This is a genomic window from Leifsonia sp. NPDC056665, assembly GCF_042791795.1.
In the GTDB taxonomy this organism is placed as follows: domain Bacteria; phylum Actinomycetota; class Actinomycetes; order Actinomycetales; family Microbacteriaceae; genus Leifsonia.
The window spans coordinates 103,584-128,924 of the sequence record NZ_JBHTXK010000002.1; the positions used below are offsets into that span (position 1 = coordinate 103,584).

Sequence of the window (25,341 nt, forward strand, 5' to 3'; positions counted from 1 at the left end):
CCTAGATCACCCCTTCCGAGAACGTCGTCGGATTGCCGAAGCGGTGGTTGGTGATCGAGATGGCCTGCTCGTGGAGGAACGGCAGCACCTCGATCCGCCCGGACGGGGTGACCGCGCCGCTGTAGACCGCGACGTCCGGAGTCCCGCCGAGCGCCGTCGCGAGCGCCACCGGGTCACCGCCGATGAGGCGGATGCGGTGCGCCGTGATGCGGCGGCCGCGCACGCGCGACAGCCAGTGCTCGTCGGTCTCGACCACGACCTCCACCTCGCGGGCCTTGAGGAGCTGCTGCGTTCCGCGCGGCAGCGCGATGCTCGTGCTCACCGTGAACGCCGACCGCGCGACCGTCGCGGCCGCCATCACGCGCAGCAGCTCGGGCAGGCCGCCGCCCTCCGAGAGCCGGATGGCGACCGGGACGGGCCGGTAGCGGAAGATGTCCCGCTCCACCCCGAGTGCGGAGACGTCCTTCGCCTGGTGGTACTCGGTGGCTACGGCGATCGCGTCGCTGAGCGCCGAGCGGCGGACGAGGTCGAACGCCGGATAGTCCATCGACGACTGCCCGGACTCGATCAGGTCCTGGACGCGGGGCTCCAGGCCGCGCAGGTGGAGGCTGGAGCTGGACGCACCCGACTCCGGCTGCCAGGAGCCGAGGCCGAGAAGGTAGTTGGGGCCGCCCGCCTTGGTGCCGGCGCCGACCGACGAGCGCTTCCAGCCGCCGAACGGCTGGCGCCGCACGATCGCACCGGTGATGCCGCGGTTGACGTAGAGGTTGCCGGCCTCCACCGCCTCGAGCCACTGCGCGAGCTCGTCGGAGTCGAGCGAGTGGAGGCCGGCGGTGAGACCGTACTCGATCGCGTTCTGGAACCGGATCGCCTCCTCGAGGGTGCTCGCGGTCATGATCCCGAGCACCGGCCCGAAGAACTCGGTGAGGTGGAAGTAAGTCCCCGGCTGCACGCCGGTGCGGATGCCCGGCGACCAGAGCCGGCCGGTGTCGTCGAGCGGGCGCGGTTGGACCAGCCATTCCTCGTCGGCGCCGAGGGTGGTCAGGGCGTGCAGCAGCTTGCCCGACGCGGGCTCGATCAGCGGCCCCATCTGGCTCACCGGGTCCTGCGGGTAGCCGACGCGCATGCTCTTCGTCGCGTCGACGAGCTGGTTGCGGAAGCGCTCGGAGCGCGCCGCCGACCCGACGAGGATGACCAGGCTCGCGGCCGAGCACTTCTGCCCGGCGTGACCGAAGGCGCTCTTCACGATGTCGGCCACGGCGAGGTCGTAGTCGGCGCTCGGCGTGACGATGATGGCGTTCTTACCGCTGGTCTCGGCGAGCAGCGGGAGCTCCGGCCGCCAGGAACGGAACAGCTTGGCCGTCTCGTACGAGCCGGTGAGGATGACGCGGTCCACGCGCGGGTCCGCCACGAGCTGCCGGCCGAGGTCGTTCTCCGCGACGTCGACGAGCGCCAGCAGGTCCTGCGGGATGCCGGCCTCCCACAGCGCCTCCACCATGACGGCCGCGGCACGACGCGCCTGCGGGGCCGGCTTGATGACGACACCGCTGCCCGCGGCGAGCGCCGCCAGCACGCCGCCGGCGGGGATCGCGACCGGGAAGTTCCACGGCGGCGTGACGACCGTCAGCGCAGACGGCACGAAGACCGCGCCCTGCACAGCGTCGAGCTCGCGCGCGTGCGACGCGTAGTAGTGCGCGAAGTCGACGGCCTCGCTCACCTCGACGTCCGCCTCGGCGATCGTCTTGCCCGTCTCGCTCGCCATGACCTCGATCAGGCGGTCGCGGTTGGCCTCCAGGGCGTGCCCTGCCCGGTCGAGGACGGCTCCGCGCTCGGAGCCCGGCCGGGTGCCCCACGCGGCGCCCGATGAGCGGACGGCGGTCAGGATGCGGTCGAGGTGCCCGGCGTCGGTGACCTCCGCCGCAGCGATGGTCTGGTTGCCCAGGTCGCTCGTAGCCGAGCGGGCCAGGATGCGCCCTCCCCACGCGCGGTTCGCGGCGAGCGACGGGTCGGTGTCCGCCGTGTTCTGGAAGCCGGTCGAAGCGGCGCCCGCGACAGCAGGCGACTCCAGTGTGACGCCAGCCGAGCCCCGGGTCAGCCCCAGCACAACGCTGGTGAGCCCCTCGTCAGCCGCACCCGAACCGGAGCCACCGCCGAGCGATGCCTCCGCGTCCACCGCAGGCGGTCGCGTGAACGACTCCGCCGTCTCCTGCTCCCACTCGCGCGAGCGGTCCTGCTGCCGGTTGGGCAGCGGAGCCGCCCCGCGTGGCGAGGCGTCCGCCGCCAGCTCGGCGACCGACGCGAGGAAGCGGTCCCGCTCCCGGTCGAAGAGCCCCCGATCCGAGCCCAGCTCGAACACGGCCGACATGAAGTTCTCGGGGCTGGCGTTCTCCTCCAGCCGCCGGATGAGGTACGAGATCGCGACATCGAACTCGCCAGGGTCGACCACGGGTGTGTAGAGCAGGAGCTGCCCGACCGTGCGCTTGACGGCTTCCGCCTGCTCCGTCGCCATGCCGAGCAGCATCTCGAAGTCGATGCGGCCGGTCACGCCGCGATGCGACGCGAGCAGCCAGGCGTAGGCGACGTCGAACAGGTTGTGACCCGCGACGCCGATCTTGACGGCGTCGGCGTGCTCCGGGGTCAGCGCCCAGTCGAGGACGCGCTTGTAGTTGGTGTCCGTCGCCTGCTTGCTCCCGTAGGTCGCGAGCGGCCAGCCGTGGATCGCCGCGTCCACCCGCTCCATCGCGAGGTTCGCGCCCTTCACGACGCGCACCTTGATCGGCGCGCCGCCCTGGGCGCGGCGCTGCGCGGACCACTCGGTCAGCCCCTGGAGAGCGTCCAGCGCGTCGGGGAGGTACGCCTGGAGGACGATCCCCGCCTCCAGCCCGAGCAGCCCCGGGCGGCCGAGGATGCGCTCGAAGACCGCGATCGTGAGATCGAGGTCGCGGTACTCCTCCATGTCGAGGTTGATGAACTTGGGCGACGGAGAGGCCGCGGCCAGCTCGTACAGCGGCACGAGCCGTTCCACGACCCGGTCGACCGTCTCGTCGAACGACCACATCGAGAGCTGGGAGGCGATGGACGACACCTTGATCGAGACGTAGTCCACATCGTCGCGCGACAGGAGCGCGCGCGTGCCCTCCAGCCGCCTGGCGGCCTCCTCCTCGCCCAGCACGGCCTCGCCGAGCAGGTTGAGGTTGAGGCGGGCGCCGTGCCCTTCCGGGTCCCTCGGCGAGCGCAGGTGCGCGATGGCCGGCCCGAGCTTCTCGGGCGTCGCGTCTACCACGAGGTGCCCGACCATGCTGCGCAGCACGCGCCGGGCGATCGGGATGACGACCCACGGCAGCACCGGCCCGAAGACGCCGCCGAGCCAGACGGCCGCGCGCATGTACCAGGGCAGGAAGGCCGGGATCTTCTTGGCGACCCGCTGCAGGTTGTACCCGGCCACGAACAGGTCCTGCGGACGTGCCACCCCGTCGACGAACCCGACCGCGAAGTCGAGCCCGCGTGGGTCGCGCAGCACTCCGGCCAGTCGCTCGGCGGCTGGATCACGCGGGGCGTCCTGGCCGCTGCGAGCGCTCTCGGCGAGCCAGCGCCGAACGAGCTCGACGGCCTCCTGGGCCAGTTGCGCGGGCGGCACCTCGCCGGCAGCGTGCGCGCCGGCCACAGGCGCGCTCGGCGCCTCGGTCCGCAGCGTGCGTGCGTCGTCCGTGTCTTCAACCATGTCCACGACTGTATTCCTCGCTCCTGAGGCGACGCGGGATGTCCGGGGATCCGTGGATAAGTCGCAGTCGCCACTGCCTGTGGATACATTCTCGGTGTGGTTTACCATCGGCAATAGCGAACGTTTCCGAACAATATCGTTCACCTAGACCGAATGGTTGGCATGCTCGACATCCGCAGGCTCCGCCTCCTCCACGAGTTGAGGATCCGCGGCACCGTCGCCGGTGTCGCGGCAGCCCTCTCCTACAGCCCGTCCTCCGTCTCCCAGCAGCTCGCCACCCTGGAGCACGAGGCCGGTGCGGTCCTCCTCGTGAAGTCCGGGCGCCGCCTGCAGTTCACGCCGCAGGGCGAGCTGCTCGCCCAGCGCGCCGCCGCCATCCTCGACGCCCTCGACTCCGCGGAGGCCGCCGTCGCCGGCTCCGCCGCGACCGTCGCCGGCGTCGTCCGGGTCGCGGTCTTCCAGTCCGCCGCCCACGCGATCCTCCCCGCGGCCGTCGCGGCCCTCGCCCGCGACTACCCCGAGTTGCGGGTGGAGGTCGCCGAGCACGAGCCCGAGCAGGGCCTCTTCGACGTCTCGGCACGGGACTTCGACCTCGCCGTCGCCGAGCAGTACCCCGGCAGCACCCGGTCGCTGCGCGCCGACCTCGACCGCACCGCCCTGGCCGCCGACGGCATCCACCTCGCCACCTCGGCCGACCGCACCGCGCGCATCCGCGCGACCTCCCTCGCGCACGCCGCCGAGCTCCCCTGGGTGCTGGAGCCGGAGGGGACGGTGTCGCGCACCTGGGCCGTCCAGCTCTGCCGCGCCGCCGGCTTCGAGCCGGACGTGCGCTTCGAGACGGCCGACCTGGTGACGCACATCCGGCTGGTCGCGTCGGGCAACGCGGTCGGCCTCCTCCCCGACCTGGTCTGGGCCGGCGCGCGCCCGGAGGTGGCGCTCCTCCCCCTCCCCGGGTCGCCGCGGCGCACCATCTTCACGTCGGCGCGGCGCTCGTCCGCGTCGGCCCCCGGCGTGGTCGCCGCCCGCAGGGCGCTGGCCGACGCGGTGCCGCCCGAGCACGCGCCCTAGCTGAGTGCCAGTCAAAAGAATCTCCAAAAAGAAGTCCTCGGCATTGTGACCGTCACGATCAACCAGTCGCGCCACGAATGGCTGCGGCCACCAGCATCGAGGCAACCACAAAGGCAATGACGGTGAGCCCAATGCCAAGAAGAGGCAGCCACCAGGTGCGCCCGGAGCCGCCTCGACGAAGACTGACCGAGACAATCGAGAGAACGATTCCGACGAGGACAACAGTTGGCGTAATCCAGGTCGTGACTTCAAGGAGCTCATAGTCGCACTGTGTCGGGATGGCGCTGCACGCAGCAATCCCCATCTGCTGAAGAATCACGAAAAACGAGAGCACAGCGCCGACGACAATCAAGAGAATCAGCAACAAGATCGTCGCAACGAGATTCCCCGCACCAACAGAACCCCGAACCGCAGGTTCGACTCGTGCTCGAAACAGGTCATCCTCCAGGTCGAAAGACATCGCCCTCTCCCTTCATCAAACGGCTGAGCCCTGGGCTGTCAGATTCGTCTGACAAAAATAGTCCCCTGGAAGACAGTACGAACGAATGATCGGGAGGTACCCCAGGTTGTACGAGGGAGGCAGGTAAGTCAGCTGTCTGAAACTCTAATGCTAGTGGGATAGATGATGAGCCGGGGCATGGTCGGCGGGTGCTCACGGGGTGGTGGCGGGCGGGCAGCCTAGTAGTTCGCGCAGTTGCGTCTGCGGACCACGCGGTGCCGCCCGAGCACATCCCCTAGGCTCTGAGCCATGACCGACCCCGCAGCCTCCCCCGCAGCCGCGAGCCACGATGTCGTGATCGTCGGCGGCGGGCACAACGGCCTCACCGCCGCCGCCTATCTCGCCAAGGCAGGGCGCAGCGTCATCCTGCTCGAACGGCTGGACGACGTCGGCGGCGCGGCCGTCAGCGCCCAGGCGTTCCCCGGCGTGGAGGCCCGGCTGTCGCGCTACTCCTACCTCGTCAGCCTCCTGCCGCAGCGGATCATCGAAGACCTCGGCCTCGACATCCGGCTGGCCCGGCGGCGCTACTCCTCCTATACGCCCGTGCCCGGCGACCCCGACGGCGCGGGCCTCCTCATCGACAACACCGACGCGGAGGCCACAGCCGCGTCCTTCGCCCGGATCGGCGCCGCCGACGACGCCGAGGCGTTCGACCGCTTCTACGAGTCCACGGGGGCTGTGGCCCGCGCGCTCTGGCCCACGGTCACCGAACCGCTGCTCACCCGCAGCGAGGCGAAAGCCCTCGTCGGCGACGACGAGCTCTGGGACGCGCTCATCGAGCGCCCGATCGGCGGCTTCATCGAGTCCCGCCTCCGGAACGACCTGGTGCGCGGCGTCGCGGCGACGGACGCGCTGATCGGCACGTTCGCCAGCGTGGACAGCCCCGACCTGTCCCAGAACCGCTGCTTCCTCTACCACGTGATCGGTCAGGGCACCGGCGAGTGGGACGTCCCGGTCGGCGGCATGGGCTCCGTCACCGGCGAGCTCGCCCGCGTCGCCCGCGAGGCCGGCGCGCGCATCGTCACCGGCGCGGACGTCACCTCCATCAGCCCGGACGGCACCGTCTCCTACACGCGCAACGGCCACGAGCGTCGAGTGGACGGCGGCACCGTGCTCGTCAACGTCGCCCCGGACGTGCTCGACCGCCTCCTGGGCGAGACCGCCGACCCGCCCCGCCCGCGCGCGGAGGGCGCCCAGGTCAAGGTCAACCTCCTCCTGGAGCGGCTGCCGCGACTGCGGGACGAGTCGGTGGACCCGGCCGCGGCGTTCGGCGGCACGTTCCACATCAACGAGACGCTCACGCAGCTCGAGTCCGCGCACGACGGGATGCTGCGCGGCGTGATGCCCGAGCTCCTTCCCTGCGAGATCTACTGCCACACGCTGGCGGACCCGAGCATCCTCGACCCGGAGCTCGCGGAGAGCGGAGCGCACACCATCACGGTGTTCGGCCTGCACACCCCCGACCGCTGGCTGACCGACGACAACAACGACGCCACCCGGCAGCGGCTGCAGGACGCGGTGCTCGCCTCGCTGAACTCGGTGCTCGCCGAGCCGGTCGAGAGCCTCCTGCTCACCGACGGCGACGGCAACCCCTGCATCGAGACGAAGACCACCCGCGACCTCGAGCAGGCGCTCAACATGCCGGGCGGCAACATCTTCCACGGCCCGCTGTCGTGGCCGTTCGCGGAGGACGGCGACGACCTGCGCACCCCGGCCGAGCGCTGGGGCGTCGCGACGCGGCACGACCGCATCCTGCTCTGCGGCTCGGGAGCCCGCCGCGGCGGCGCGGTGAGCGGACTCGGCGGCCACAACGCGGCGATGGCGGTCCTGGAAGGCTGATCGCCCGCGCCTTCGAGGACTGGAAGGACTCGCACGCGACACCCAGGCGTGGCCCCCTGCCGGAATCGCGAACCGGTGACTAGTGTGTGGATCACGAGGGGGACTCTGTAGGAGGTCACCATGATGCCGCAGCCGACAGGACGACTCGTACGCAAGGACGACGGAGTGTACGTGGTGCTCGACCGCATCTTCAAAGCTCCGATCGAGGAGGTGTGGACCTACTTCAGCAGGTCCCCGCGGCTTGCCGAGTGGATCGGCGAGTACACGGGCACGGGCTCGACCGGCGCCGTCAAGTTCCGGATGAACGCGGAGGGCGACGATGCCGAGTGGCAGAACGTCGCCGTCATGCTCTGCGACGCCCCGCACCGACTCCACGTCGACGTCGGCAAGGCGCCGGACTCGCTCGTGATGTTCGTCCACCTGACGGAGGCCAGCGGCCACACGACCGTCACCTTCGGCCAGCGGCTGCGCGCGATCGGCACCTCGGCGGACTACTGCATCGGCTGGGACTACTACCTCGACCGCCTCGTGGCGGCGCACAACGGCAAGCCGCTGCCGAACTGGGACGACTACTACCCGGCGATGCGCGAGCACTACGAGACCCTGTGCCGCGAGCTGGACCACGACATCCGCGTCGAGCACCAGACCGCTCAGCGGAACGGCACCACCGGCTGAGCGCTCCTGCCGTTAACGGCCGCGCCGGCCGCCGCTCAGTGCCAGCGGTGGTCCTGAAGGGTGATGCGCGGCCCCCTGCGCTGGAACCGGAACCCGCTGGCCAGGATCAGCCGCACGACGCGCTGACGCTGGCCGCGCCACGGCTCCAGCAGTTCGAGCATGCCGTCGTCGTCCACGCGCGAGCCGGTGAGCGCCTCGCCGACCTGATGCGCCAGGTGGTAGTCGCCGACGCTGACCAGGTCGGGATGCGCGTGCGAGCGCTGCATGGTCTCGGCCGCGGTCCACTGCCCGACGCCGGAGATGGTGCGGAGGGCGGTCTCCGCTGCGTCGAGGGAGGCGGCGGCTCCGATCGCGCGCTCCAGCGACGGAGCCAGCACGAGCACCGCCTGCGCGGCACGGGCGCGCCGCGGGTCCACTCCGGCGCGATGCCAGTCCCACGACGGGATGCCGCGCCACTGCTGGAGCGTCGGCACCACCCGCATCCCCTCGGGTGCGGGCCCCGGCGCCGGCTCGCCGTACCAGCGCAGCAGCCGCGCCCAGGAACGGTAGGCCTCCAGGCTGGTGACGCGTTGCTCGATGATCGCCGGGAGGAGCGCCTCCAGCACGAGCCCCGTCCGCGTCAGGCGGAGCCCGGGGTTGCGGTGCAGGCTCTGCCTCAGCAGCGGATGCGACCCGACGTCGAGCGCCGACCAGTCGTCGCCGCTGCCGAGCAGCCCCGGCACCGCGGAGATCACCCAGTGCGCGCCGGGACCCCACGCTGCCGCCGCGACGCTGCCGTCGGCCACGGGCCGGAGGACGCGGAGCGTCGCCGGCCCCTCCGGCGTGCGCCAGGTGCGCCACATGCCGCCGAGGTCCCAGGTGGTCGTCGGGTCGTACGCCCCGCGGCCGAGCTGGCCCAGCGTGCCCGGGAGGTCCAGTGGACCGTCCGGACGGTACACGGTCTCCACGGCGCGCCCGGAGGGGGCGCCAGCGGGGAGCACGGCGGTCATGCACGGCATGCTACGTCACGCGGCTGACTGCGGCGCCGAGGACGGGGCTGGCCGCCTGTCGGTGGCCTCCCCTAGGTTCGCCTCATGGGAATCGACATCGAAGCCGACGCCGTCGCGCGCCTCCGCGACCGCGTCCACGGAACCGTCTACGTGCGCGGCGACGAGGGGCTGGCCGCCGAGGTCGCCTGTTTCAATCCCACCGTCCACCACGACCCGGATGTCGTGGTCGCCGTCATCGACGAGGAGGACGTCGCGGAAGCCGTGCGCTTCGCCCGGGAGCAGGGCCTCCCCGTGCGCGTCCAGGCCACCGGCCACGGCTCGGAGGCCCCGATCAGCGGCGGCCTCATCGTCTCCACCCGTGCACTCGACGCGATCGACGTGGATGCCGCATCCCGCCTCGTCCGCCTGGGCGCGGGAGTCCGCTGGGCGCCGGTCATCGCCGCGTCCGCCGAGTTCGGGCTGGCCCCGGTCACCGGGTCCTCGACCAGCGTCGGCGCGGTCGGCTACACCCTCGGCGGTGGCCTCGGCCCGCTGGCCCGCACGCACGGCTTCACCGCCGACTGGGTGCGCGGCTTCCGCGTCGTCACCGCGGAGGGCGACGTCGTGACGGCCGACGCCGACTCGCATCCCGAGCTGTTCTGGGCGCTCCGCGGCGGCAAGGGCGGCCTCGGTGTCGTCACCGAGATGACGCTCGAGCTGGTGCCGCTCACCACTCTCTACGCGGGCAGCGTGTTCTTCGAAGGCGAGGCGATCGAGCCGGCCTTTCGTGCGTGGGTCGACTGGGCGGGCTCGCTCGGCGAGGTGGCCACGACCTCCGTCGTGCTGCTGCGCATCCCCGACGTCGACGGGCCGCCTCCGCCGCTGCGCGGGCGCACCGTGCTGAGCGTGCGGTTCGCCTACCCGGGCGACGCCGCGGAGGGCGAGCGCCTGTTCGCCCCCATCCGCGCGGCGGCGCCGGTCTTCCTCGACGTCGTGGGCGAGATCCCGACGACGGCGGTCGCGACCATCCACAACGACCCGGAGGAGGGCTCCCCTGCCTGGATCCGCGGCTTCATGCTCGACGACTTCGACACCGCGGACGGCGACGCCCTGCTCGACGTCGCCGGCCCGCGGGTCGAGTCGCCCTTCCTCGCCCTGGAGATCCGCCAGCTCGGCGGTGCGGCCCGGCGCGACACGAACGACGGCACGGCGGTCGGCGGACGCGACAGCGGCTTCACCCTGAGCGCCATCGCCGCCGATCCCGCGACTTTCGCCTCCGCCGCGCCCGCGTCGGCAGAGGCGATCTCCCGCGCGCTGGAGCACCGCATCTCCGCGGTCACCAACGTCAACTGGGCGGCCGACCTGACCGACCCGGCCACGTTCGCGGCCGCCTGGCCGGCCGACGTGGGCGCTCGGCTCACCGAGGCGCGCGCCAGCTATGACCCGGAGGGCGTCTTCGCGTTCGGTCCGGCCTGAGCGGCGGCGCTCACTCGGCCCCAGCGCTCAGTCGGCCCAAAGCCTCAGTCGGCCCAGACGCTCGGCGCCTCTGCGCGCGTCGAGGGCAGCGTTGCGTCCGCGCCCCACTCGAGCAGCCACTCCGGGACGGTGACATCGGTCGGCGCGGGCCCGACGGCCTCCAGCAGCTCCTCGATGGACACGACCCCACCGCTGCGCTTCAGGAACCGGCCGCGGATGAATGCCTGGGTGTAGATCTCGCCGCCGACCGTGAACCGCTGCTCGACGTAGACGGCCTTCTCGTCGAACCCGAGGATGCGCGACTCGACCACGAACGACTGCCAGAGCTCCAGCGACTTGCGGAACGAGATGGTCTCCGACGCGACCACCGGATACCAGCCGCGCTGCTCGAAGATCCCCCAGACGCCGTTCCTGCGCAGCAGGTCGAACCGCCCGATATCGGCGATCGACAGGTACACGCCGTTGTTCATGTGCTTGAGGATGTCGAGGTCCGTCGGCATCACCCGGAAGCGGGTGCGCGCCACGTCCCAGTGGCCTAGTCGGGCGCCGAACCGGGAGAGGAGCGCGTGGAGCATCGTCCGGAAGATCATGTGCACGCGGTCATGTTAGTGAAGCGCCAAGCCCTCCTCATCTTCGTTGTGGACCCTCTCCAAGCCCACTAGGGTTCTGCGAGGGGGAAATCGTGCTGAATCGAATATTCCGGGGACTCACTGCGTCGAAAGCCGCTCGCGCACGTGCTCGACGAACGGCGGCCGTGGCGGTCGCCGCCGTCGCCGTCGTCTCGCTGCTCGCGGGCTGCGCGCTGTTCGGGGGCGGAGGCCGGCCGGGCGCCGCGCCCACGCACTCGCGGACGCCCAAACCCACCACGACGCCGATGGCGGAGGATCGCAGCTACGGCACGGCGACCGCGACACCCACGCCCACGCCCACGCCCGTTCCCCCGCCGACGCTCACGCCGGTCCCGGCCGGCACCGTGGTCGCGGAGGCGAGCGTCGCGTCGCCCAAGGGCAGCATCCACTTCCACTACCGGGTTGTCTCGAACGGGAACGACACCTACTCGGCGGAGTTCTCGAACTTCACCTCGACGGTCCCGGTCCCGGTGTCGGTCACCTTCATCGATACCCCGCCCCGCGTCGGCGACGGCCTGACCTACCACGGCGTCGGGGACCACCAGCTCGGTGGCCCGACTTCCGCCCCCGCCCCGGCGTCCACGGCGCTGCTGGCCGGGGCCGGCCAGCCGTCCTATCTCGGCACGCTCGTCACCTACTCCTCAGCGTCAACCTTCGACGGAGTACCGCAGGAGCTCGGCCCGGACAAGGTGCTCGCAGTGGACACGGTCCGCTGGTCGGTGCCGGTCCGTCCGTCGAACGTGCACCCCGTCGACTCGGGAGCCCGGCCCAACGCGGCCGGCGCGGTGACGGCGAAGACCGCGAGCGGCGCCCCGAGACGCTATGAGGTCGCGCAGGGCGACACGACGACGGCCGTCGCCGACCGTTTCGGCATCCCGGTGGAATGGCTGCTCTGGCTCAACCCGGACCTGCCCGGGGACGGCGGCAACCAGTACCTGCTCGCGTCGACGGCGCTGAACCTGGACCCGGACAGCCTGTAGGAAGGACGCCGCTCTTCGTCCCCGGTGGTCGAGACCACTCAGCGCGGCAGCGGCACCTCGAGGAGGCTCGCTCCCGCTGGCGGCGCCGAGAGCGCCTGGTCGAGCTCGCCCTTGGTGCCTGCACGCCCGTACTCCCAGCCGTACGCGCGCGCGAGCGCCGACAGGTCGACCGCCTGTGGCGTGTACAGCACCCGGTCGAACGCCTCGGCCGGCGCGGTCGCCGCGACCTCCAGCCCGTCGAAGATCGTCCCGCCGCCGTCGTTGCCGACCACGACCTGCAGGTGCGGGCGCGCCTCCCCCGCCCCTCCGAGCAAGGCGCCCACATCGTGCAGCAGGGTGAGGTCGCCGAGCAGCACACGGGTGACACCCGCGGCAGCGCCGGCCTCCGCCGCCCGCGCCTCGGCGGCGAGTGCGATGCCCGTGGCCGTCGCGATCGTCCCGTCGATGCCCGCGAGCCCGCGGTTGGAGTGCACCACGATCTTCTTCCCCTGCACCAGCCGGTCGGCGTCGCGGATGAGGCGGGACGCTCCCAGCACGAGCCGGTCGTGCGGCCAGGTGTATCGCCAGAGCGCCTCCGCCAGCAGCGGCCGGGTGATCGGCGCGCGGACCGCGGCCAGCTCGGCGCGCGCGAACGCGAGGGCGTCGGCCGGCTCGTACGATCGCGCTTTCTCGACGTCGGGGGCGGACGCCGCGGGGTCTGCCGCCCGCTCGGCCTCCTCGGTCAGGCGCCGGCTCGCGAAGACCCAGCTCCCGACCCACGACCGCACCTCCGGGCTGCGGAGGTCGACGCCGGCGGGCGCGCTGACGCCCCCGACGACCCGTGCGCGCCGGCCCGGGTTGTACGCTTCGCGACCGGTCGGCGCGACGACCAGCACCTCGACGTCGTCGCGCAAGAGAAGAGCCGGGACCTCCCGGCTGAGCGTGGGATGCCCGAACACGACGGCCCGCTGCACCCTGGCGCCGAAGGATTCGTCCCGCAGCAGCTCGCGGTACGCGACCACCAGCTCCGGCCCGAAGCGGGCGCCGCTCGACACCTCGGCGAGCAACGGGTAGCCGCCCGTGCGGGCGAGCTCCGCTGCCGCGACTCCGGCGTCCGCTCCGGCGACGACGACCGTGAGCGGGCCCTCAGGCAGCTCCACGACCTCACGGCCGAGCGCCGCCGGTCCGGCCGTCGCGGGCAGGTCGCCGCGGGCGACCCCCCGCACGGGCGGGACCGCGACCGACAGCGGCTCACGGAATCCGACGTTGAGGTGCACCGGCCCTGGGTCCGCGGTCGCCGCGCCCACGGCCTCCTCGACGGCGGAACGCGCGAGCGCCCGCGCCTCCTCGGCCTCGCCCTCCGCGCCGACGGGTGCCGTGACGTCATGGCTGGCGCGCACGACGGTCCCGTAGAGCCCGTCCTGCCGCGTGGTCTGGTTCGAGCGGATGCCACGCAGCTCGCTCGGCCGGTCGGCGGTGACGACGATCATCGGGATGCCGGCCTCGTGGGCCTCCAGCACGGCCGGATGGAGGTTCGCGGTCGCCGTGCCGCTGGTCGTGACGATCACCGTCGGGGCGCCGGTCTCCCGGGTCAGCCCGAGCGCGAGGAAGCCGCCGACGCGCTCGTCGATCCGCACGTGCAGCCGCGCGGCCCCCGCGCGTTCGAGCTCGGCCGCGGCGAGCGCGAGCGCCTGCGAGCGCGATCCCGGGCTCACGACGATGTCGGAGACACCCGCCTCCACGAAGCTGGCGAGGAGCGCGAGGGCGTAGTCGGTCGCCGGGTTCCCGGTCTGCTCCACCTCCGCGGGCTCTTCCGAGACCCGCGGGTCACCCATCCCGTCGGCCGGTCTGGTCGTCTGGACCGTTGTCGTCGAGGTCGGCCAGCTCCTTCTCGAGCCGGCGGATGCGCTCCTCCTGGTCGTGGTCGATCCGGAGCTTGCCGAGGAACGCGGGGTCGTCGTCCGGGGCGCTGATCCTCCGGCCGACGTCTGCGCGTCGTCGGCCGCGGCCGATCAGGAACCAGAGGATCCCGCCGATGATCGGGAACAGGACGATGACGAGCACCCACACGGGCTTGGGTAGGCCACGCACCCTGGAACGGTCGAAGAGAGCGCAGTCTGCCACCGAATAGATGTAGAAAACCGCGGCTGCGACGCCGAGGACTATCCAGAGGCGAACCATGCCTACATCGTAACTCTCAGCGAGCCTGCCTAAGCTGGGAGGGTGAAGCGGATTCCCTCTTGGTTGACCTACACCGTGCTGCGCCTCGTGCTGTTCGCGGTGCCGCTCGTGATCCTGCTTCTGCTCGGAATCGTCTGGTACGCGTCCGTCATCGCCGCAGCCCTCATCGGTCTGTGCCTCTCGTATATCCTGCTCGCCAAGCAGCGCCACGCGGTCGCGTCCGATCTGTACGCGGCGCGCCACCGCGACAAGCCGGCTCCGTCAGCGGACGACGCCGAGGACGAGGCCATCGACGCCGCGCAGGCGGAGGCCGCTGCGGGCGACGCCCACAAGAACGCGCCCGGTCAGAAGGCGTAGGCCGCGCCGAGCGCGAGCGCCACGAGCAGTCCGGTGAGGCTGGTGAGCTGCAGCGCCGTGATGAGCTCGCGCGGCGCCTTGCCGAACAGCGTGATGACGCACGCCGGCAGCGCGGCGAGCAGCGCGAACATCCCGAACCACGCGAACGGGTAGAACAGCGCCAGCACCGCGAGGATGCCGAACGGCACGAGCAGGAACACGCAGAACACGATCCGGGAGGCGCGGTTGCCGAGCAGGACGGCGAGCGTGCGCTTCTTGGCGAGGCGGTCGGGCTCGATGTCGCGGATGTTGTTGACCATGAGCACCGCGCACGCGATGAGTCCGGCGATCACGCCGCCGAGCCAGGCCTCCTGGTTGACCGTCTTGGCCAGCATGTAGGTCGTCCCCGCCGTGGCGACCAGACCGAAGAAGACGAAGACGAACACCTCGCCGAGGCCGTAGTAGCCGTACGGACGCTTCCCCCCGGTGTAGAACCAGGCGGCCGCGATGGCCGCGGCCCCGACGATGAGCACCCACCAGAGTTGGGTGAGCAGGACGAGGATGAGCCCCGCGACCGCCGCGAGGCCGAAGAAGGTGAGGGCGACCGTGAGCACCTTCTTGGGCGCGGCCTTGCCCGAGCCGGTGAGGCGCCCCGGCCCGACGCGGTACTGGTCGGTGCCGCGGATGCCGTCGGAGTAGTCGTTGGCGTAGTTGACGCCGATCTGGAGCAGCACGGCGACCGCCAGGCAGAGCAGCGAGCGGATCGGGTGCCAGATGCCCGCGCCTTCCACGACCTTCGCCGCGCCGACGCCGATGAGCACGGGAGCGATCGCGAGCGGGAGCGTCCGCAGCCGCGCGCCGGCGATCCAGTCGGATGCCGTGGCCGGACGCGCGGCGGAAGCCTTGGCGCCCGGGCGCCCGCTCCGCCCGCCACGAGGTCCGCGCGCCGGGGGCGGCACCATCCGCTGCATTCGAGGGTTGTTCTGGCTCATCACAGTGGGAATCGTAACAACAACCGCTATGCCCCAGGCCGTTCGGAGTTGTCGCCACGCGCGAGCCGCGCGGCCGCGACGCGGTCCGGCTTGCCGCTGCTGAGGTGCGGGAGCTCGCCGACGGTCACGATCCGGGCGGGCGCCGCCGCTCGCCCGAGCTGCTCGGCGACCAGGCTCCGGAGTCCGGCGAGCTCGGCGCTGCCCGTCGTGACGACGACCGGGACCTGGCCCCACCGCGCGTCCCCAGCCGCGACCACGACCGCGTCCCCGAGCCCGTCCCAGGAGCGGACGAGTCGCTCGACCGTGTCCAGCAGCACCTTCTCACCGCCCGAGATGATGACGTTGTCCGACCGCCCGCGCACGGTCACGCGACCGTCGCGCACCTCCCCGAGGTCACCCGTGCGATACCACCGGACGCCGTCCTCCTCGTGGAACGCCGTCGCCGTCCGCTCGGGATCGCCGAGGTAGCCCTCCGCGAGCGTCGGCCCACTGATCTCGAGCAGGCCGTCCACCTCCCGAACGACAGTCGGCCCGATCGGAACCCCGTCGTAGACGCACCCGCCCGCCGTCTCGCTCGACCCGTAGGTCGCGAGGAGCCGCGCCCCCAGTGCCTCGGCCCGCTCACGCAGCCCGCGGTCGAGCGCCTGCCCGCCGACGAGGATGCCGTCGAACCTGCGCAACGCGGACCCGACCTCGCGGGCGCCCCCCTCGGCCGCGTCGACGAGCCGCGTGAGCTGCACCGGGACGAGCGAGGTGTAACGGAGGTCATCGGCCAGCTCGCCGGCCAGCCCCGCGAACCGCAGCGGATCGAAGTGGCCATCGCCGTAGACGACGGGCTCCGTCCCGGCTGCCAGGGAGCGGACCAGCACCTGCGCTCCTGCGACGTAGTGCGCCGGAAGGGCGAGCAGCCACTGCCCCTGACCTCCCATCGCGCCGGCGGAGGCGGCCGCACTGGCCAGCAGCGCGTCGACGGAGAGGGCGACCCGCTTCGGCACCCCGGTGGAGCCGGAGGTCTCGATGACGAGCGCAACGTTCTGCGGAGCCCGCTCAGCCGCGCTGGGCCACGCGCCGTCCGCGCCTCCCGCGTCGCTCGGCCACGCGCCGTCCGCGCCCACGCTCCGCGGCACCACCGCCGCTCCGCCCTCCGAGAGCGCCTCCCTCAACGCCGCGAAGACCTCCCCCGTCCGGCGAGCGTCCACGACTCGATACGGTCGCGTCACCTCGCCCTCACCACTGCGTCCATCCGCCCGCTCCGATCACCCGCGCCGCACCCGCTCAGTACTGCCACGGGAACGGCGACCAGTCCGGCTCCCGCTTCTCGAGGAACGCGTCGCGCCCCTCCACAGCCTCGTCGGTCCCGTACGCCAGCCGCGTCGCCTCCCCCGCGAACACCTGCTGCCCGACCATCCCGTCGTCCACCGCGTTGAAGGCGAACTTGAGCATCCGGATCGCCGTGGGCGACTTCGTCAGGATCTCCTGCGCCCATTCGACCGCCGTCGCCTCGAGCTCGGCGTGCGGAACGACCGCGTTCACCGCCCCCATCTCGTACGCGCGCTGCGCCGAGTACTCGCGGGCCAGGAAGAACACCTCGCGCCCGAACTTCTGCCCGACCTGCCGCGCGAAGTACGCGCTCCCGTAGCCGGCGTCGAACGACCCCACGTCGGCATCGGTCTGCTTGAACTTGCCGTGCTCCTCGCTGGCGATGGAAAGGTCGCACACCACGTGCAGCGAGTGGCCGCCACCCGCCGCCCACCCCGGGACAACGGCGATGACGACCTTGGGCATGAACCGGATCAGCCGCTGCACCTCGAGGATGTGCAGCCGACCGCTGCGCGCAGCGTCGATGCCGGACGCCGTCTCACCCTCGGCGTACTTGTACCCGTCCCGGCCGCGGATGCGCTGATCGCCTCCCGAGCAGAACGCCCAGCCGCCGTCCTTCGGGCTCGGCCCGTTACCCGTCAGCAGCACGACCCCGATCTTCGGGTTCGTGCGGGCGTCGTCCAGCGCCGCGTACAGTTCGTCGACCGTGTGCGGGCGGAAGGCGTTGCGCACCTCGGGCCGGTCGAACGCGATCCGCGCGATGCGCCCGCTCACGTCGTGGTGGTACGTGATGTCGGTGAGCCCCCCGAATCCGGGGACGTCCGTCCACACCGCGGGGTCGAAGAGGTCTGATACTGCCGAAGACATGCCACAAGCCTACGGTCGAGCGCAATGCGAAATCGGGTCGCGTGCCAAACTGGTGGAATGCTGCCCGAACTCACCGACCTGTTAGGGACAGCGCGCGTCGTCACGCTCCCGATGCGCTCGCGATTCCGCGGCATCACCGTCCGGGAGGCCGTCCTCTTCGAGGGCCCGGAGGGCTGGACGGAGTTCTCCCCCTTCGTCGAGTACGACGACCAGGAGTCCGCCGCCTGGCTGCATGCCGCGATCGACTTCGGCTGGCGCACCGCCCCCGCGGCTCTGCGCGACCTGATCCCCGTCAACGCCACCGTCCCGGCCGTCGCGGCGGCCGACGTGGCCGCCGTCCTCGACCGGTACCCGGGTGCCCGCACCGCCAAGGTGAAGGTCGCCGAACCCGGCCAGACCCTGGCCGACGACGTGGCCCGCGTCCGGGCGGTCCGCGAGCACCTCGGTCCGGAGGGCCGCGTGCGCGTCGACGCGAACGCCCTGTGGAACGTGGACGAGGCCGAGCACGCCATCCACGCGCTCGCCCCGTTCGACCTCGAGTACGTCGAGCAGCCCTGCGCGACCGTGGAGGAGCTGGCCGAGATCCGCCGGCGCACGCGCTATATGGACATCCCGATCGCCGCCGACGAGAGCGTGCGCAAGGCGAGCGACCCGCTGGAAGTCGCGCGCGCCGGAGCCGCGGACCTGCTCGTCATCAAGGCCCAGCCGCTCGGCGGCATCCACTCGGCGCTGCGGATCGTGGCGGAGGCCGGCCTCCCGGTCGTCGTCTCCAGCGCGCTGGACACCTCGGTCGGCATCGCGATGGGCGCGCAGCTCGCCGCCGCTGTGCCCGACCTCGCGTTCGACTGCGGCCTCGGCACCGTCGCGCTGTTCGAGCACGACGTCGCAGAGTCGCCGCTCATCCCGGTGGACGGTGCGATCCGCGTCGGCCGCGCCCGGGTGTCGACGGCGCAGCTCGACCGCCTTGCCGCGCCGGACGACCGCACGCAGTGGTGGCTCGACCGCGTGCGCCGCTGCTACCGGATCGTGGAGCACGCGGCAGCGCTCTGACACCGGCGAGCGCGTCAGCCGTACAGCCGCTCCGGCACCTCGAGCCCGTAGATCGCGCGTCCCGAATCCCAGATCGCGCGGCACGCCGCCCGGAGCAGGTCGAGCTCATCGTCGCCCTCGCTGACGATACGGACATCGTTGCCGTCGACGGCGACCGTCGACTTCCCGACCGTGACCGCACCGTTCTTCGCGGTCTTCGCCTCCGGGTACGGCTCATCCAGCCCGCGCAGATCGCCCAGGATGTAGGTGGGCCGCGAGTTGGCGTCCGCCGCGAGCAGCTGCTTGGCGCGGTCGATCCCGGTGAGCACGAGCACGGAGTCGATCCCCGCGCGGTTCGCGCCGAGGATGTCCGTGTCGAGCCGGTCGCCGATGAACAGCGGCTTCGTCGCGTGGAACCGTGCGACGGCCTCCTCGAAGATCGCCACCTCCGGCTTTCCCGCGACGAGCGGGAGCCTGCCTGCAGCGGTGTGGACTGCGGAGACCAGCGTCCCATTGCCCGGCGCGATGCCGCGCTCGACCGGGATGGTCCAGTCCGTGTTCGTCGCGATCCACGGACGCTCGGCGTCGGTGCGACCCTGGAGGGCGAACGACGCCTCCGCGAGCTGCGCCCAGCCGATGTCGGGAGAGAAGCCCTGGATGACCGCGGCGGGGTCGTCGTCGGCCGAGCGCGTGACGGAGAACCCGCCCTTTTCGACCTCGTCCACCAGGCCGTCGCCACCGACGACGAGGATCGTGGATCCCGCCGGCACATGCTGACTCAGCAGCCGGACGGCGGCCTGCGGCGAGGTGACCACGTCGCGCGGTTCGACATGGAGGCCCAGCTCGCGCAGGTGCGCCGCGACAGAGGCGTCGGTCCGCGAAGCGTTGTTGGTGATGTAACCGACCCTGACGGTTTCAGCCACACTGTTCAAGCTGTCGACGGCATACGGGATGGCGTTAGGCCCTGTGTAGACGACCCCATCGAGGTCGGCCAGCACCAGGTCGACACCGTTCAACGGCGTCACAGCGTCACTCCTCCGTCGAAACAGCGCCATCGTGCCGCTCGTCCTCCGTGGTCTCATCGGTCACGGCGTCGTCGGCTGCGGCGGCGGCTACGGCCTCATGAGTCACAGCCTCATCAGCGACAGACTCATCGGCCGCGGTTTCGTCAGCGACAGCGTCTTCAGCGACAGCCTCATCAGCAGCGGACTCGTTAACAGCGGCTTCATCAGCAGTGACTTCGTCTGCCGCTTCATCGCCGACCGCGTACTCGTCTTCGGATGCCACGCCGACGCTGAACTCGCCGTCCGCCTCGTCCGCGTCCAACGACTCGAGGTCATCCATCACCACTGCCAGCTCGAACTCCTCCTCGATCACGTGGACCGTTTCGAGTTCGGCGTCGGCCTGGGCCTCCTCGAGCGCGAGCTCCGCACGTTCGGCGCGCTCGCGCCAGGACGCGGAGTCGGCGTCGCGGCCGAGTGCTTCGAGCACCTCGGCGTAGGCGTGGAAGAGGTCCGGACTCCAGGTGAACGCACGGTTCGGGTCGAGCTGCGGGATCTCCAGCTCGGCCAGCGCGGCCTCCTCCTGTCCCAGGTCGAGCCGGGCGCCCGACATGGCGATCGCCAGCGCGACCTGGACCTCGGACGGCAGCGTGCTGCGGTCGATCGACCGTCCCAGCTCGAGCGCGCGGTCGGGTCGGCCGACCCCGCGCTCGCTGTCCACCATCAACGCGATCTGGTCGTTGGAGCCGGTGATCCTCCGGTACGTGCGGAGCTCGCGCAGCGCGAGCGCGAAGTCACCGCTCGCGTACGCGGTGATGGCGAGCGTCTCGCGCACCACACCGATGCGTCCGGCGCGGCGCGCGGCCGACAGGGCGTGACGGTGAGCGAGCTCAGGGTCCTCGTCGATCAGTCGCCCGGCCATGACCAGGTGCTGCGCGACCCAGTCGGCGTTGTCCTTGCTGAGCGTCTTGAGCTCGACGCGCGCTTCCTTCGGCAGGTCGCGAGCCTCGACATCCGCGGGGAGGTCGGGGTCATCGTGCCGTGGGCGTACCGACCGGAGTTCCCGAGCCAGCTCCTCTTCGGCGCTGAGCTCGTACTCGTGCTCGCGGGCGTCGCGATCACCGCGCGCGGGACGACCGTCCCTCGTCCACAGCTTGTCGTCGGAGCGGCCATAGCCTTTCGAGCCCCCGGCGCCGCCCGGGCGACCTGCCCGATCACCGTGCGAGCCCTGACCGCCCCGGGACCCGGCGCCGTCGCGCCCGCCGGCGAACCCACGGGATCCGGCCCCGTCACGCGAACGTGTCGCATCCCAGGAACCACCGCGCTGCCCACCGCGAGCCTGCTCGCCGTCGCGGCGCTGCCCGTCCCGGTTCCACTGGCCCTCACGACGCTGCCCATCGCGGCCCTGACCGCCACCGCTCTGAGAACCGCGGCCCTGGCCGTCGCGATTCCACTGACCGCCACCGCCCTGGCCCTCGCGACGCTGACCATCGCGGTTCCATTGGCCCTCACGACGCTGCCCATCGCGGCCCTGGCCATCACGGTTCCACTGACCGCCACCGCCCTGACCGCTATGGCGCTGACCATCACGGTTCTGACCGCCACCGCCTTGGCCGTCACGGCGCTGCCCATCGCGGCCCTGACCGTCACGGTTCCACTGACCGCCACCGCCCTGATTGCTATGGCGCTGACCATCACGGTTCTGACCGCCACCGCCCTGACCGCCACCGCCCTGGCCGTCACGACGCTGACCATCACGACTCCACTGGCCCTCGCGGCGCCGCCCATCGCGGTTCTGACCGCCACGATTCTGGTTGTCATGACTCTGGCCATCACGGTTCTGCCCGCCGCGACCGTATCCGTCGCGGCCCTGCGCTCCGCGGCCCTGCGCATCATTGCGCTGAGCTCCGCCGCGCTGACCGTCGCGACTCCACTGACCGTCTCGCGGCCGGCTCGGTCCACCGGTGCGCGAGACGCCGCCGGAGCCACCCTTGTGGTCCGTGCGGTCGCCATCCCGGGACCGTCCGTAGCCCTGTCCGGAGTCGCGCCGAGGGGCGCCGCCGGAGCGGTCACCGTCCCGGCTGCCGCTGTTGCGTGGGCGATCCGAGCCTCGACCGCGGTCGCTGCCGCTCGAGGCGGACGTCCTGTCGTCGTCTGCCGGTGTATCGCTCACGACTTCTCCTGTCGGGGTGCCGGGGGTTTCCGCCCAGCCTATGTGCGTGGATCGCGCCGGGCACCGCCCGAGCGAAATTGTGCCGTTAACGCGAAATGGCCACCCATCACTGGGTGGCCATCTCACAAAGAAGTCCGGCGGTGTCCTACTCTCCCACAGGGTCCCCCCTGCAGTACCATCGGCGCAGAGAGTCTTAGCTTCCGGGTTCGGAATGTAACCGGGCGTTTCCCTCTCGCTATGGCCGCCGAAACACTATTGATGTATCAAAGTGAACGATCAAGCTTCGCTTGAATCAGTTCTCGACCGTACATCGAGAACCACATAGTGGACGCGGGCAATCTCAGCCCCTCATACCCGCCTTACAACGGTATGAGAGTAGTGATTATCAAATTATCGGCTTATTAGTACCGGTCAGCTCCATGGGTCTTTAGTCCCCACTTCCACATCCGGCCTATCAACCCAGTAGTCTAGCTGGGAGCCTCTCGCCCGAAGGCATGGAAATCTCATCTCAAGGCCGGCTTCCCGCTTAGATGCTTTCAGCGGTTATCCATCCCGAACGTAGCTAATCAGCGGTGCTCCTGGCGGAACAACTGACACACCAGAGGTTCGTCCAACCCGGTCCTCTCGTACTAGGGTCAGATCCTTTCAAATTTCCTACGCGCGCAGCGGATAGGGACCGAACTGTCTCACGACGTTCTAAACCCAGCTCGCGTACCGCTTTAATGGGCGAACAGCCCAACCCTTGGGACCTACTCCAGCCCCAGGATGCGACGAGCCGACATCGAGGTGCCAAACCATGCCGTCGATATGGACTCTTGGGCAAGATCAGCCTGTTATCCCCGAGGTACCTTTTATCCGTTGAGCGACAGCGCTTCCACAAGCCACTGCCGGATCACTAGTCCCGACTTTCGTCCCTGCTCGACTTGTCAGTCTCACAGTCAAGCTCCCTTGTGCACTTACACTCGACACCTGATTGCCAACCAGGTTGAGGGAACCTTTGGGCGCCTCCGTTACTTTTTGGGAGGCAACCGCCCCAGTTAAACTACCCACCAGGCACTGTCCCTGAACCGGATTACGGTTCTAAGTTAGATATCCAAAGTGACCAGAGTGGTATTTCAACATTGACTCCACGAACACTGGCGTGTCCGCTTCAAAGTCTCCCACCTATCCTACACAAGCCACTCCGAACACCAATACCAAGCTGTAGTAAAGGTCACGGGGTCTTTCCGTCCTGCTGCGCGTAACGAGCATCTTTACTCGTAGTGCAATTTCGCCGAGTTCGCGGTTGAGACAGCTGGGAAGTCGTTACGCCATTCGTGCAGGTCGGAACTTACCCGACAAGGAATTTCGCTACCTTAGGATGGTTATAGTTACCACCGCCGTTTACTGGGGCTTAAATTCTGAGCTTCGCCGAAGCTAACCCTTCCTCTTAACCTTCCAGCACCGGGCAGGCGTCAGTCCGTATACATCGTCTTGCGACTTGGCACGGACCTGTGTTTTTAGTAAACAGTCGCTTCCCACTGGTCTCTGCGGCCTTCAAACGCTCCCGGAGCAAGTCCGTTCACGCCTCAGGCCCCCCTTCTCCCGAAGTTACGGGGGCATTTTGCCGAGTTCCTTAACCACGATTCTCTCGATCTCCTTAGTATTCTCTACCTGACCACCTGAGTCGGTTTGGGGTACGGGCGGCTTGAACCTCGCGTCGATGCTTTTCTCGGCAGCATAGGATCACCCATTTCGTCAATAAAGACTACGCATCGTGCCTGGGCCTATGTGAGAGACGGATTTGCCTATCTCTCGGCTTACACACTTACACCGGGACAACCATCGCCCGGCTGGGCTACCTTCCTGCGTCACACCTGTTAATACGCTAGCCGCACCAGCATGGGGTCGAGCGTTAGGCCCGGACCGTCACCCCGAAGGGATCAGTGTCCAGGATTAGGACTCTTAGCACCACTGGATTAGCTTGGGCGGTTCTTCGCCGGTACGGGAATATCAACCCGTTGTCCATCGACTACGCCTGTCGGCCTCGCCTTAGGTCCCGACTTACCCAGGGCGGATTAGCCTGGCCCTGGAACCCTTGGTCTTTCGGAGGACGGGTTTCTCACCCGTCTTTCGCTACTCATGCCTGCATTCTCACTCGTGTGGCGTCCACGGCTGGTTTACACCGCCGCTTCACTCGCCACACGACGCTCTCCTACCCATCAACACGGCTGGACCACGAAGGCCTACCAATAATGTCAATGCCACAACTTCGGTGGCGTGCTTGAGCCCCGTTACATTGTCGGCGCGGAATCACTTGACCAGTGAGCTATTACGCACTCTTTCAAGGGTGGCTGCTTCTAAGCCAACCTCCTGGTTGTCTGTGCAACTCCACATCCTTTCCCACTTAGCACGCGCTTAGGGACCTTAGTTGGTGGTCTGGGTTGTTTCCCTCTCGACGATGAAGCTTATCCCCCACCGTCTCACTGCTGCGCTCTCACTTACCGGCATTCGGAGTTTGGCTGACGTCAGTAACCTTTTGGGGCCCATCGGCCATCCAGTAGCTCTACCTCCGGCAAGAAACACGCAACGCTGCACCTAAATGCATTTCGGAGAGAACCAGCTATCACGAAGTTTGATTGGCCTTTCACCCCTATCCACAGCTCATCCCCTCAGTTTTCAACCTAAGTGGGTTCGGTCCTCCACGACGTCTTACCGTCGCTTCAACCTGGCCATGGATAGATCACTTCGCTTCGGGTCTAGGACATGCGACTGAATCGCCCTATTCAGACTCGCTTTCGCTACGGCTACCCCTCACGGGTTAACCTCGCCACATATCGCTAACTCGCAGGCTCATTCTTCAAAAGGCACGCTGTCACCCCTACAAGGAGGCTCCAACGGTTTGTAAGCAAACGGTTTCAGGTACTATTTCACTCCCCTCCCGGGGTACTTTTCACCTTTCCCTCACGGTACTTGTCCGCTATCGGTCATCTGGGAGTATTTAGGCTTATCAGGTGGTCCTGACAGATTCACACGGGATTTCTCGGGCCCCGTGCTACTTGGGATACTCTTCGCGCCATTGGACCATTTCGGCTACGGGGTTGGCACCCTCTATGACCGGCCTTTCAATGCCGTTCGCCTATGATCCTTTGTAACGCTTGCAGTTCGGCAGAAGCTGCTGAAAAGTCCCGCAACCCCGACCATGCAACGCCTGCCGGCTATCACACATGATCGGTTTAGCCTCTTCCGGTTTCGCTCGCCACTACTAACGGAATCGCTTTTGCTTTCTCTTCCTGTGGGTACTGAGATGTTTCACTTCCCCACGTTCCCTCTACCCGCCCTATATATTCAGGCGGGAGTCACTGGGTCACCTTGCGGGCCCAGCGGGGTTTCCCCATTCGGAGATCCTCGGATCAAAGCTCGTTTATCAGCTCCCCGAGGCTTATCGCAGATTACTACGTCCTTCTTCGGCTCCAGATGCCAAGGCATCCACCGTTTGCTCTTAGAAATTTGAAATCACATGAGTTTTAGAATCGATCGACGTCTCATCTGCCGAAGCAGAATTTGACGCAGATTGACCAATGATCTAATAAATCAGATCATCTTTTGTGATCCGAACCCGAAGGTTC

18 protein-coding genes and 2 rRNA genes are annotated in these 25,341 nt (G+C 69.4%); 7 read left to right on the forward strand and 13 right to left on the reverse strand.

The genetic code is table 11. From position 1 onward, the window contains the following. Position 1 precedes the first annotated feature (1 nt). Complete coding sequence (locus ACFQ9V_RS02745) at positions 2-3,721, reverse strand: proline dehydrogenase family protein (RefSeq protein WP_382457645.1); 3,720 nt, start codon at positions 3,719-3,721, stop codon at positions 2-4. A 162-nt stretch (positions 3,722-3,883) separates the two neighbouring features. Here ACFQ9V_RS02745 and ACFQ9V_RS02750 point away from each other — a divergent pair, with 162 nt between their 5' ends. Continuing rightward, the gene (locus ACFQ9V_RS02750; protein WP_382457646.1) at positions 3,884-4,789 is read left to right on the forward strand and encodes a LysR substrate-binding domain-containing protein; all 906 of its coding nucleotides are present in this window, start codon (positions 3,884-3,886) and stop codon (positions 4,787-4,789) included. A 58-nt stretch (positions 4,790-4,847) separates the two neighbouring features. On the opposite strand, the gene ACFQ9V_RS02755 is transcribed toward ACFQ9V_RS02750, so the two are convergent. After that, positions 4,848-5,249: a hypothetical protein gene (locus ACFQ9V_RS02755; protein WP_382457647.1), complete on the reverse strand. Its 402-nt coding sequence runs from the start codon at positions 5,247-5,249 to the stop codon at positions 4,848-4,850. Between the two features lie 288 nt (positions 5,250-5,537). On the opposite strand from ACFQ9V_RS02755, the gene ACFQ9V_RS02760 reads away from it, so the two are divergent. Beyond that, positions 5,538-7,127, forward strand: a complete 1,590-nt coding sequence (locus ACFQ9V_RS02760; RefSeq protein WP_382457648.1) for a phytoene desaturase family protein — start codon at positions 5,538-5,540, stop codon at positions 7,125-7,127. Between the two features lie 120 nt (positions 7,128-7,247). Then, positions 7,248-7,802 carry an SRPBCC domain-containing protein gene (locus tag ACFQ9V_RS02765; RefSeq protein WP_382457649.1) on the forward strand — a complete coding sequence of 185 codons (555 nt, stop codon included), beginning with the start codon at positions 7,248-7,250 and terminating at the stop codon, positions 7,800-7,802. Between the two features lie 35 nt (positions 7,803-7,837). Here the strand turns inward: ACFQ9V_RS02765 and ACFQ9V_RS02770 are convergent, their stop codons facing one another. After that, positions 7,838-8,791: a DNA-3-methyladenine glycosylase family protein gene (locus ACFQ9V_RS02770; RefSeq protein WP_382457650.1), complete on the reverse strand. Its 954-nt coding sequence runs from the start codon at positions 8,789-8,791 to the stop codon at positions 7,838-7,840. Positions 8,792-8,875: 84 nt separating this feature from the next. On the opposite strand from ACFQ9V_RS02770, the gene ACFQ9V_RS02775 reads away from it, so the two are divergent. Beyond that, positions 8,876-10,246 (forward strand): FAD-binding oxidoreductase, encoded by a 1,371-nt coding sequence (locus tag ACFQ9V_RS02775; protein WP_382457651.1) that lies wholly within the window; start codon positions 8,876-8,878, stop codon positions 10,244-10,246. A 44-nt stretch (positions 10,247-10,290) separates the two neighbouring features. Here ACFQ9V_RS02775 and ACFQ9V_RS02780 read toward each other — a convergent pair whose 3' ends face one another. After that, a complete protein-coding gene (locus ACFQ9V_RS02780; protein WP_382457927.1) occupies positions 10,291-10,836 on the reverse strand; it encodes an acyl-CoA thioesterase in 546 nt (181 codons plus the stop codon). A 164-nt stretch (positions 10,837-11,000) separates the two neighbouring features. Between ACFQ9V_RS02780 and ACFQ9V_RS02785 the strand changes: the two genes are divergently transcribed. After that, entirely contained in the window at positions 11,001-11,855 is an 855-nt protein-coding gene (locus ACFQ9V_RS02785; RefSeq protein ID WP_382457652.1) for a LysM domain-containing protein, read from the forward strand. Positions 11,856-11,893: 38 nt separating this feature from the next. Here the strand turns inward: ACFQ9V_RS02785 and menD are convergent, their stop codons facing one another. Continuing rightward, complete coding sequence (gene menD / locus ACFQ9V_RS02790; protein WP_382457653.1) at positions 11,894-13,669, reverse strand: 2-succinyl-5-enolpyruvyl-6-hydroxy-3-cyclohexene-1-carboxylic-acid synthase; 1,776 nt, start codon at positions 13,667-13,669, stop codon at positions 11,894-11,896. After that, a complete protein-coding gene (locus tag ACFQ9V_RS02795) occupies positions 13,662-14,015 on the reverse strand; it encodes a PLD nuclease N-terminal domain-containing protein (protein WP_382457654.1) in 354 nt (117 codons plus the stop codon). Before ACFQ9V_RS02795 ends, menD begins: the two co-directional genes overlap by 8 nt. 63 nt (positions 14,016-14,078) lie before the next feature. Here ACFQ9V_RS02795 and ACFQ9V_RS02800 point away from each other — a divergent pair, with 63 nt between their 5' ends. After that, entirely contained in the window at positions 14,079-14,372 is a 294-nt protein-coding gene (locus ACFQ9V_RS02800) for a DUF4229 domain-containing protein (protein ID WP_382457655.1), read from the forward strand. Here ACFQ9V_RS02800 and ACFQ9V_RS02805 read toward each other — a convergent pair. The 3 genes from ACFQ9V_RS02805 to ACFQ9V_RS02815 all read right to left on the reverse strand — a co-directional run bounded on the left by ACFQ9V_RS02805 (position 14,360) and on the right by ACFQ9V_RS02815 (position 17,530). Then, entirely contained in the window at positions 14,360-15,343 is a 984-nt protein-coding gene (locus ACFQ9V_RS02805; protein WP_382457656.1) for a 1,4-dihydroxy-2-naphthoate polyprenyltransferase, read from the reverse strand. The two genes, ACFQ9V_RS02800 and ACFQ9V_RS02805, sit on opposite strands and share 13 nt — an antisense overlap. A gap of 26 nt (positions 15,344-15,369) precedes the next feature. Beyond that, positions 15,370-16,542, reverse strand: a complete 1,173-nt coding sequence (locus tag ACFQ9V_RS02810; protein ID WP_382457657.1) for an AMP-binding protein — start codon at positions 16,540-16,542, stop codon at positions 15,370-15,372. A 76-nt stretch (positions 16,543-16,618) separates the two neighbouring features. Continuing rightward, positions 16,619-17,530: a 1,4-dihydroxy-2-naphthoyl-CoA synthase gene (locus tag ACFQ9V_RS02815; protein ID WP_382457658.1), complete on the reverse strand. Its 912-nt coding sequence runs from the start codon at positions 17,528-17,530 to the stop codon at positions 16,619-16,621. Positions 17,531-17,587: 57 nt separating this feature from the next. On the opposite strand from ACFQ9V_RS02815, the gene ACFQ9V_RS02820 reads away from it, so the two are divergent. Then, positions 17,588-18,580: an o-succinylbenzoate synthase gene (locus ACFQ9V_RS02820; RefSeq protein ID WP_382457659.1), complete on the forward strand. Its 993-nt coding sequence runs from the start codon at positions 17,588-17,590 to the stop codon at positions 18,578-18,580. Between the two features lie 14 nt (positions 18,581-18,594). Here ACFQ9V_RS02820 and ACFQ9V_RS02825 read toward each other — a convergent pair whose 3' ends face one another. The 4 genes from ACFQ9V_RS02825 to ACFQ9V_RS02840 all read right to left on the reverse strand — a co-directional run bounded on the left by ACFQ9V_RS02825 (position 18,595) and on the right by ACFQ9V_RS02840 (position 25,228). Beyond that, positions 18,595-19,614 carry an HAD-IIA family hydrolase gene (locus tag ACFQ9V_RS02825; protein WP_382457660.1) on the reverse strand — a complete coding sequence of 340 codons (1,020 nt, stop codon included), beginning with the start codon at positions 19,612-19,614 and terminating at the stop codon, positions 18,595-18,597. After that, a complete protein-coding gene (locus ACFQ9V_RS02830; RefSeq protein ID WP_382457661.1) occupies positions 19,589-21,733 on the reverse strand; it encodes a hypothetical protein in 2,145 nt (714 codons plus the stop codon). The genes ACFQ9V_RS02825 and ACFQ9V_RS02830 overlap by 26 nt, the downstream gene beginning before the upstream one ends. A 132-nt stretch (positions 21,734-21,865) precedes the next feature. Further along, positions 21,866-21,982: ribosomal RNA gene (rrf, locus tag ACFQ9V_RS02835) — 5S ribosomal RNA — on the reverse strand. A 132-nt stretch (positions 21,983-22,114) separates the two neighbouring features. Continuing rightward, positions 22,115-25,228, reverse strand: a 23S ribosomal RNA gene (locus tag ACFQ9V_RS02840). Positions 25,229-25,341: the final 113 nt, after the last annotated feature.

Bases quoted from the DNA above. Each gene is read 5' to 3' on its own strand.
- ACFQ9V_RS02745 (WP_382457645.1), bottom strand. From the start codon at position 3,721: ATGGTTGAAGACACGGACGACGCACGCACGCTGCGGACCGAGGCGCCG.
- ACFQ9V_RS02775 (WP_382457651.1), top strand. From the start codon at position 8,876: ATGGGAATCGACATCGAAGCCGACGCCGTCGCGCGCCTCCGCGACCGC.
- menD (WP_382457653.1), bottom strand. From the start codon at position 13,669: ATGGGTGACCCGCGGGTCTCGGAAGAGCCCGCGGAGGTGGAGCAGACC.
- ACFQ9V_RS02765 (WP_382457649.1), top strand. From the start codon at position 7,248: ATGATGCCGCAGCCGACAGGACGACTCGTACGCAAGGACGACGGAGTG.
- ACFQ9V_RS02755 (WP_382457647.1), bottom strand. From the start codon at position 5,249: ATGTCTTTCGACCTGGAGGATGACCTGTTTCGAGCACGAGTCGAACCT.
- ACFQ9V_RS02760 (WP_382457648.1), top strand. From the start codon at position 5,538: ATGACCGACCCCGCAGCCTCCCCCGCAGCCGCGAGCCACGATGTCGTG.
- ACFQ9V_RS02815 (WP_382457658.1), bottom strand. From the start codon at position 17,530: ATGTCTTCGGCAGTATCAGACCTCTTCGACCCCGCGGTGTGGACGGAC.
- ACFQ9V_RS02780 (WP_382457927.1), bottom strand. From the start codon at position 10,836: ATGATCTTCCGGACGATGCTCCACGCGCTCCTCTCCCGGTTCGGCGCC.
- ACFQ9V_RS02805 (WP_382457656.1), bottom strand. From the start codon at position 15,343: ATGAGCCAGAACAACCCTCGAATGCAGCGGATGGTGCCGCCCCCGGCG.
- ACFQ9V_RS02795 (WP_382457654.1), bottom strand. From the start codon at position 14,015: ATGGTTCGCCTCTGGATAGTCCTCGGCGTCGCAGCCGCGGTTTTCTAC.
- ACFQ9V_RS02770 (WP_382457650.1), bottom strand. From the start codon at position 8,791: ATGACCGCCGTGCTCCCCGCTGGCGCCCCCTCCGGGCGCGCCGTGGAG.
- ACFQ9V_RS02820 (WP_382457659.1), top strand. From the start codon at position 17,588: ATGCTGCCCGAACTCACCGACCTGTTAGGGACAGCGCGCGTCGTCACG.
- ACFQ9V_RS02750 (WP_382457646.1), top strand. From the start codon at position 3,884: ATGCTCGACATCCGCAGGCTCCGCCTCCTCCACGAGTTGAGGATCCGC.
- ACFQ9V_RS02825 (WP_382457660.1), bottom strand. From the start codon at position 19,614: ATGGCGCTGTTTCGACGGAGGAGTGACGCTGTGACGCCGTTGAACGGT.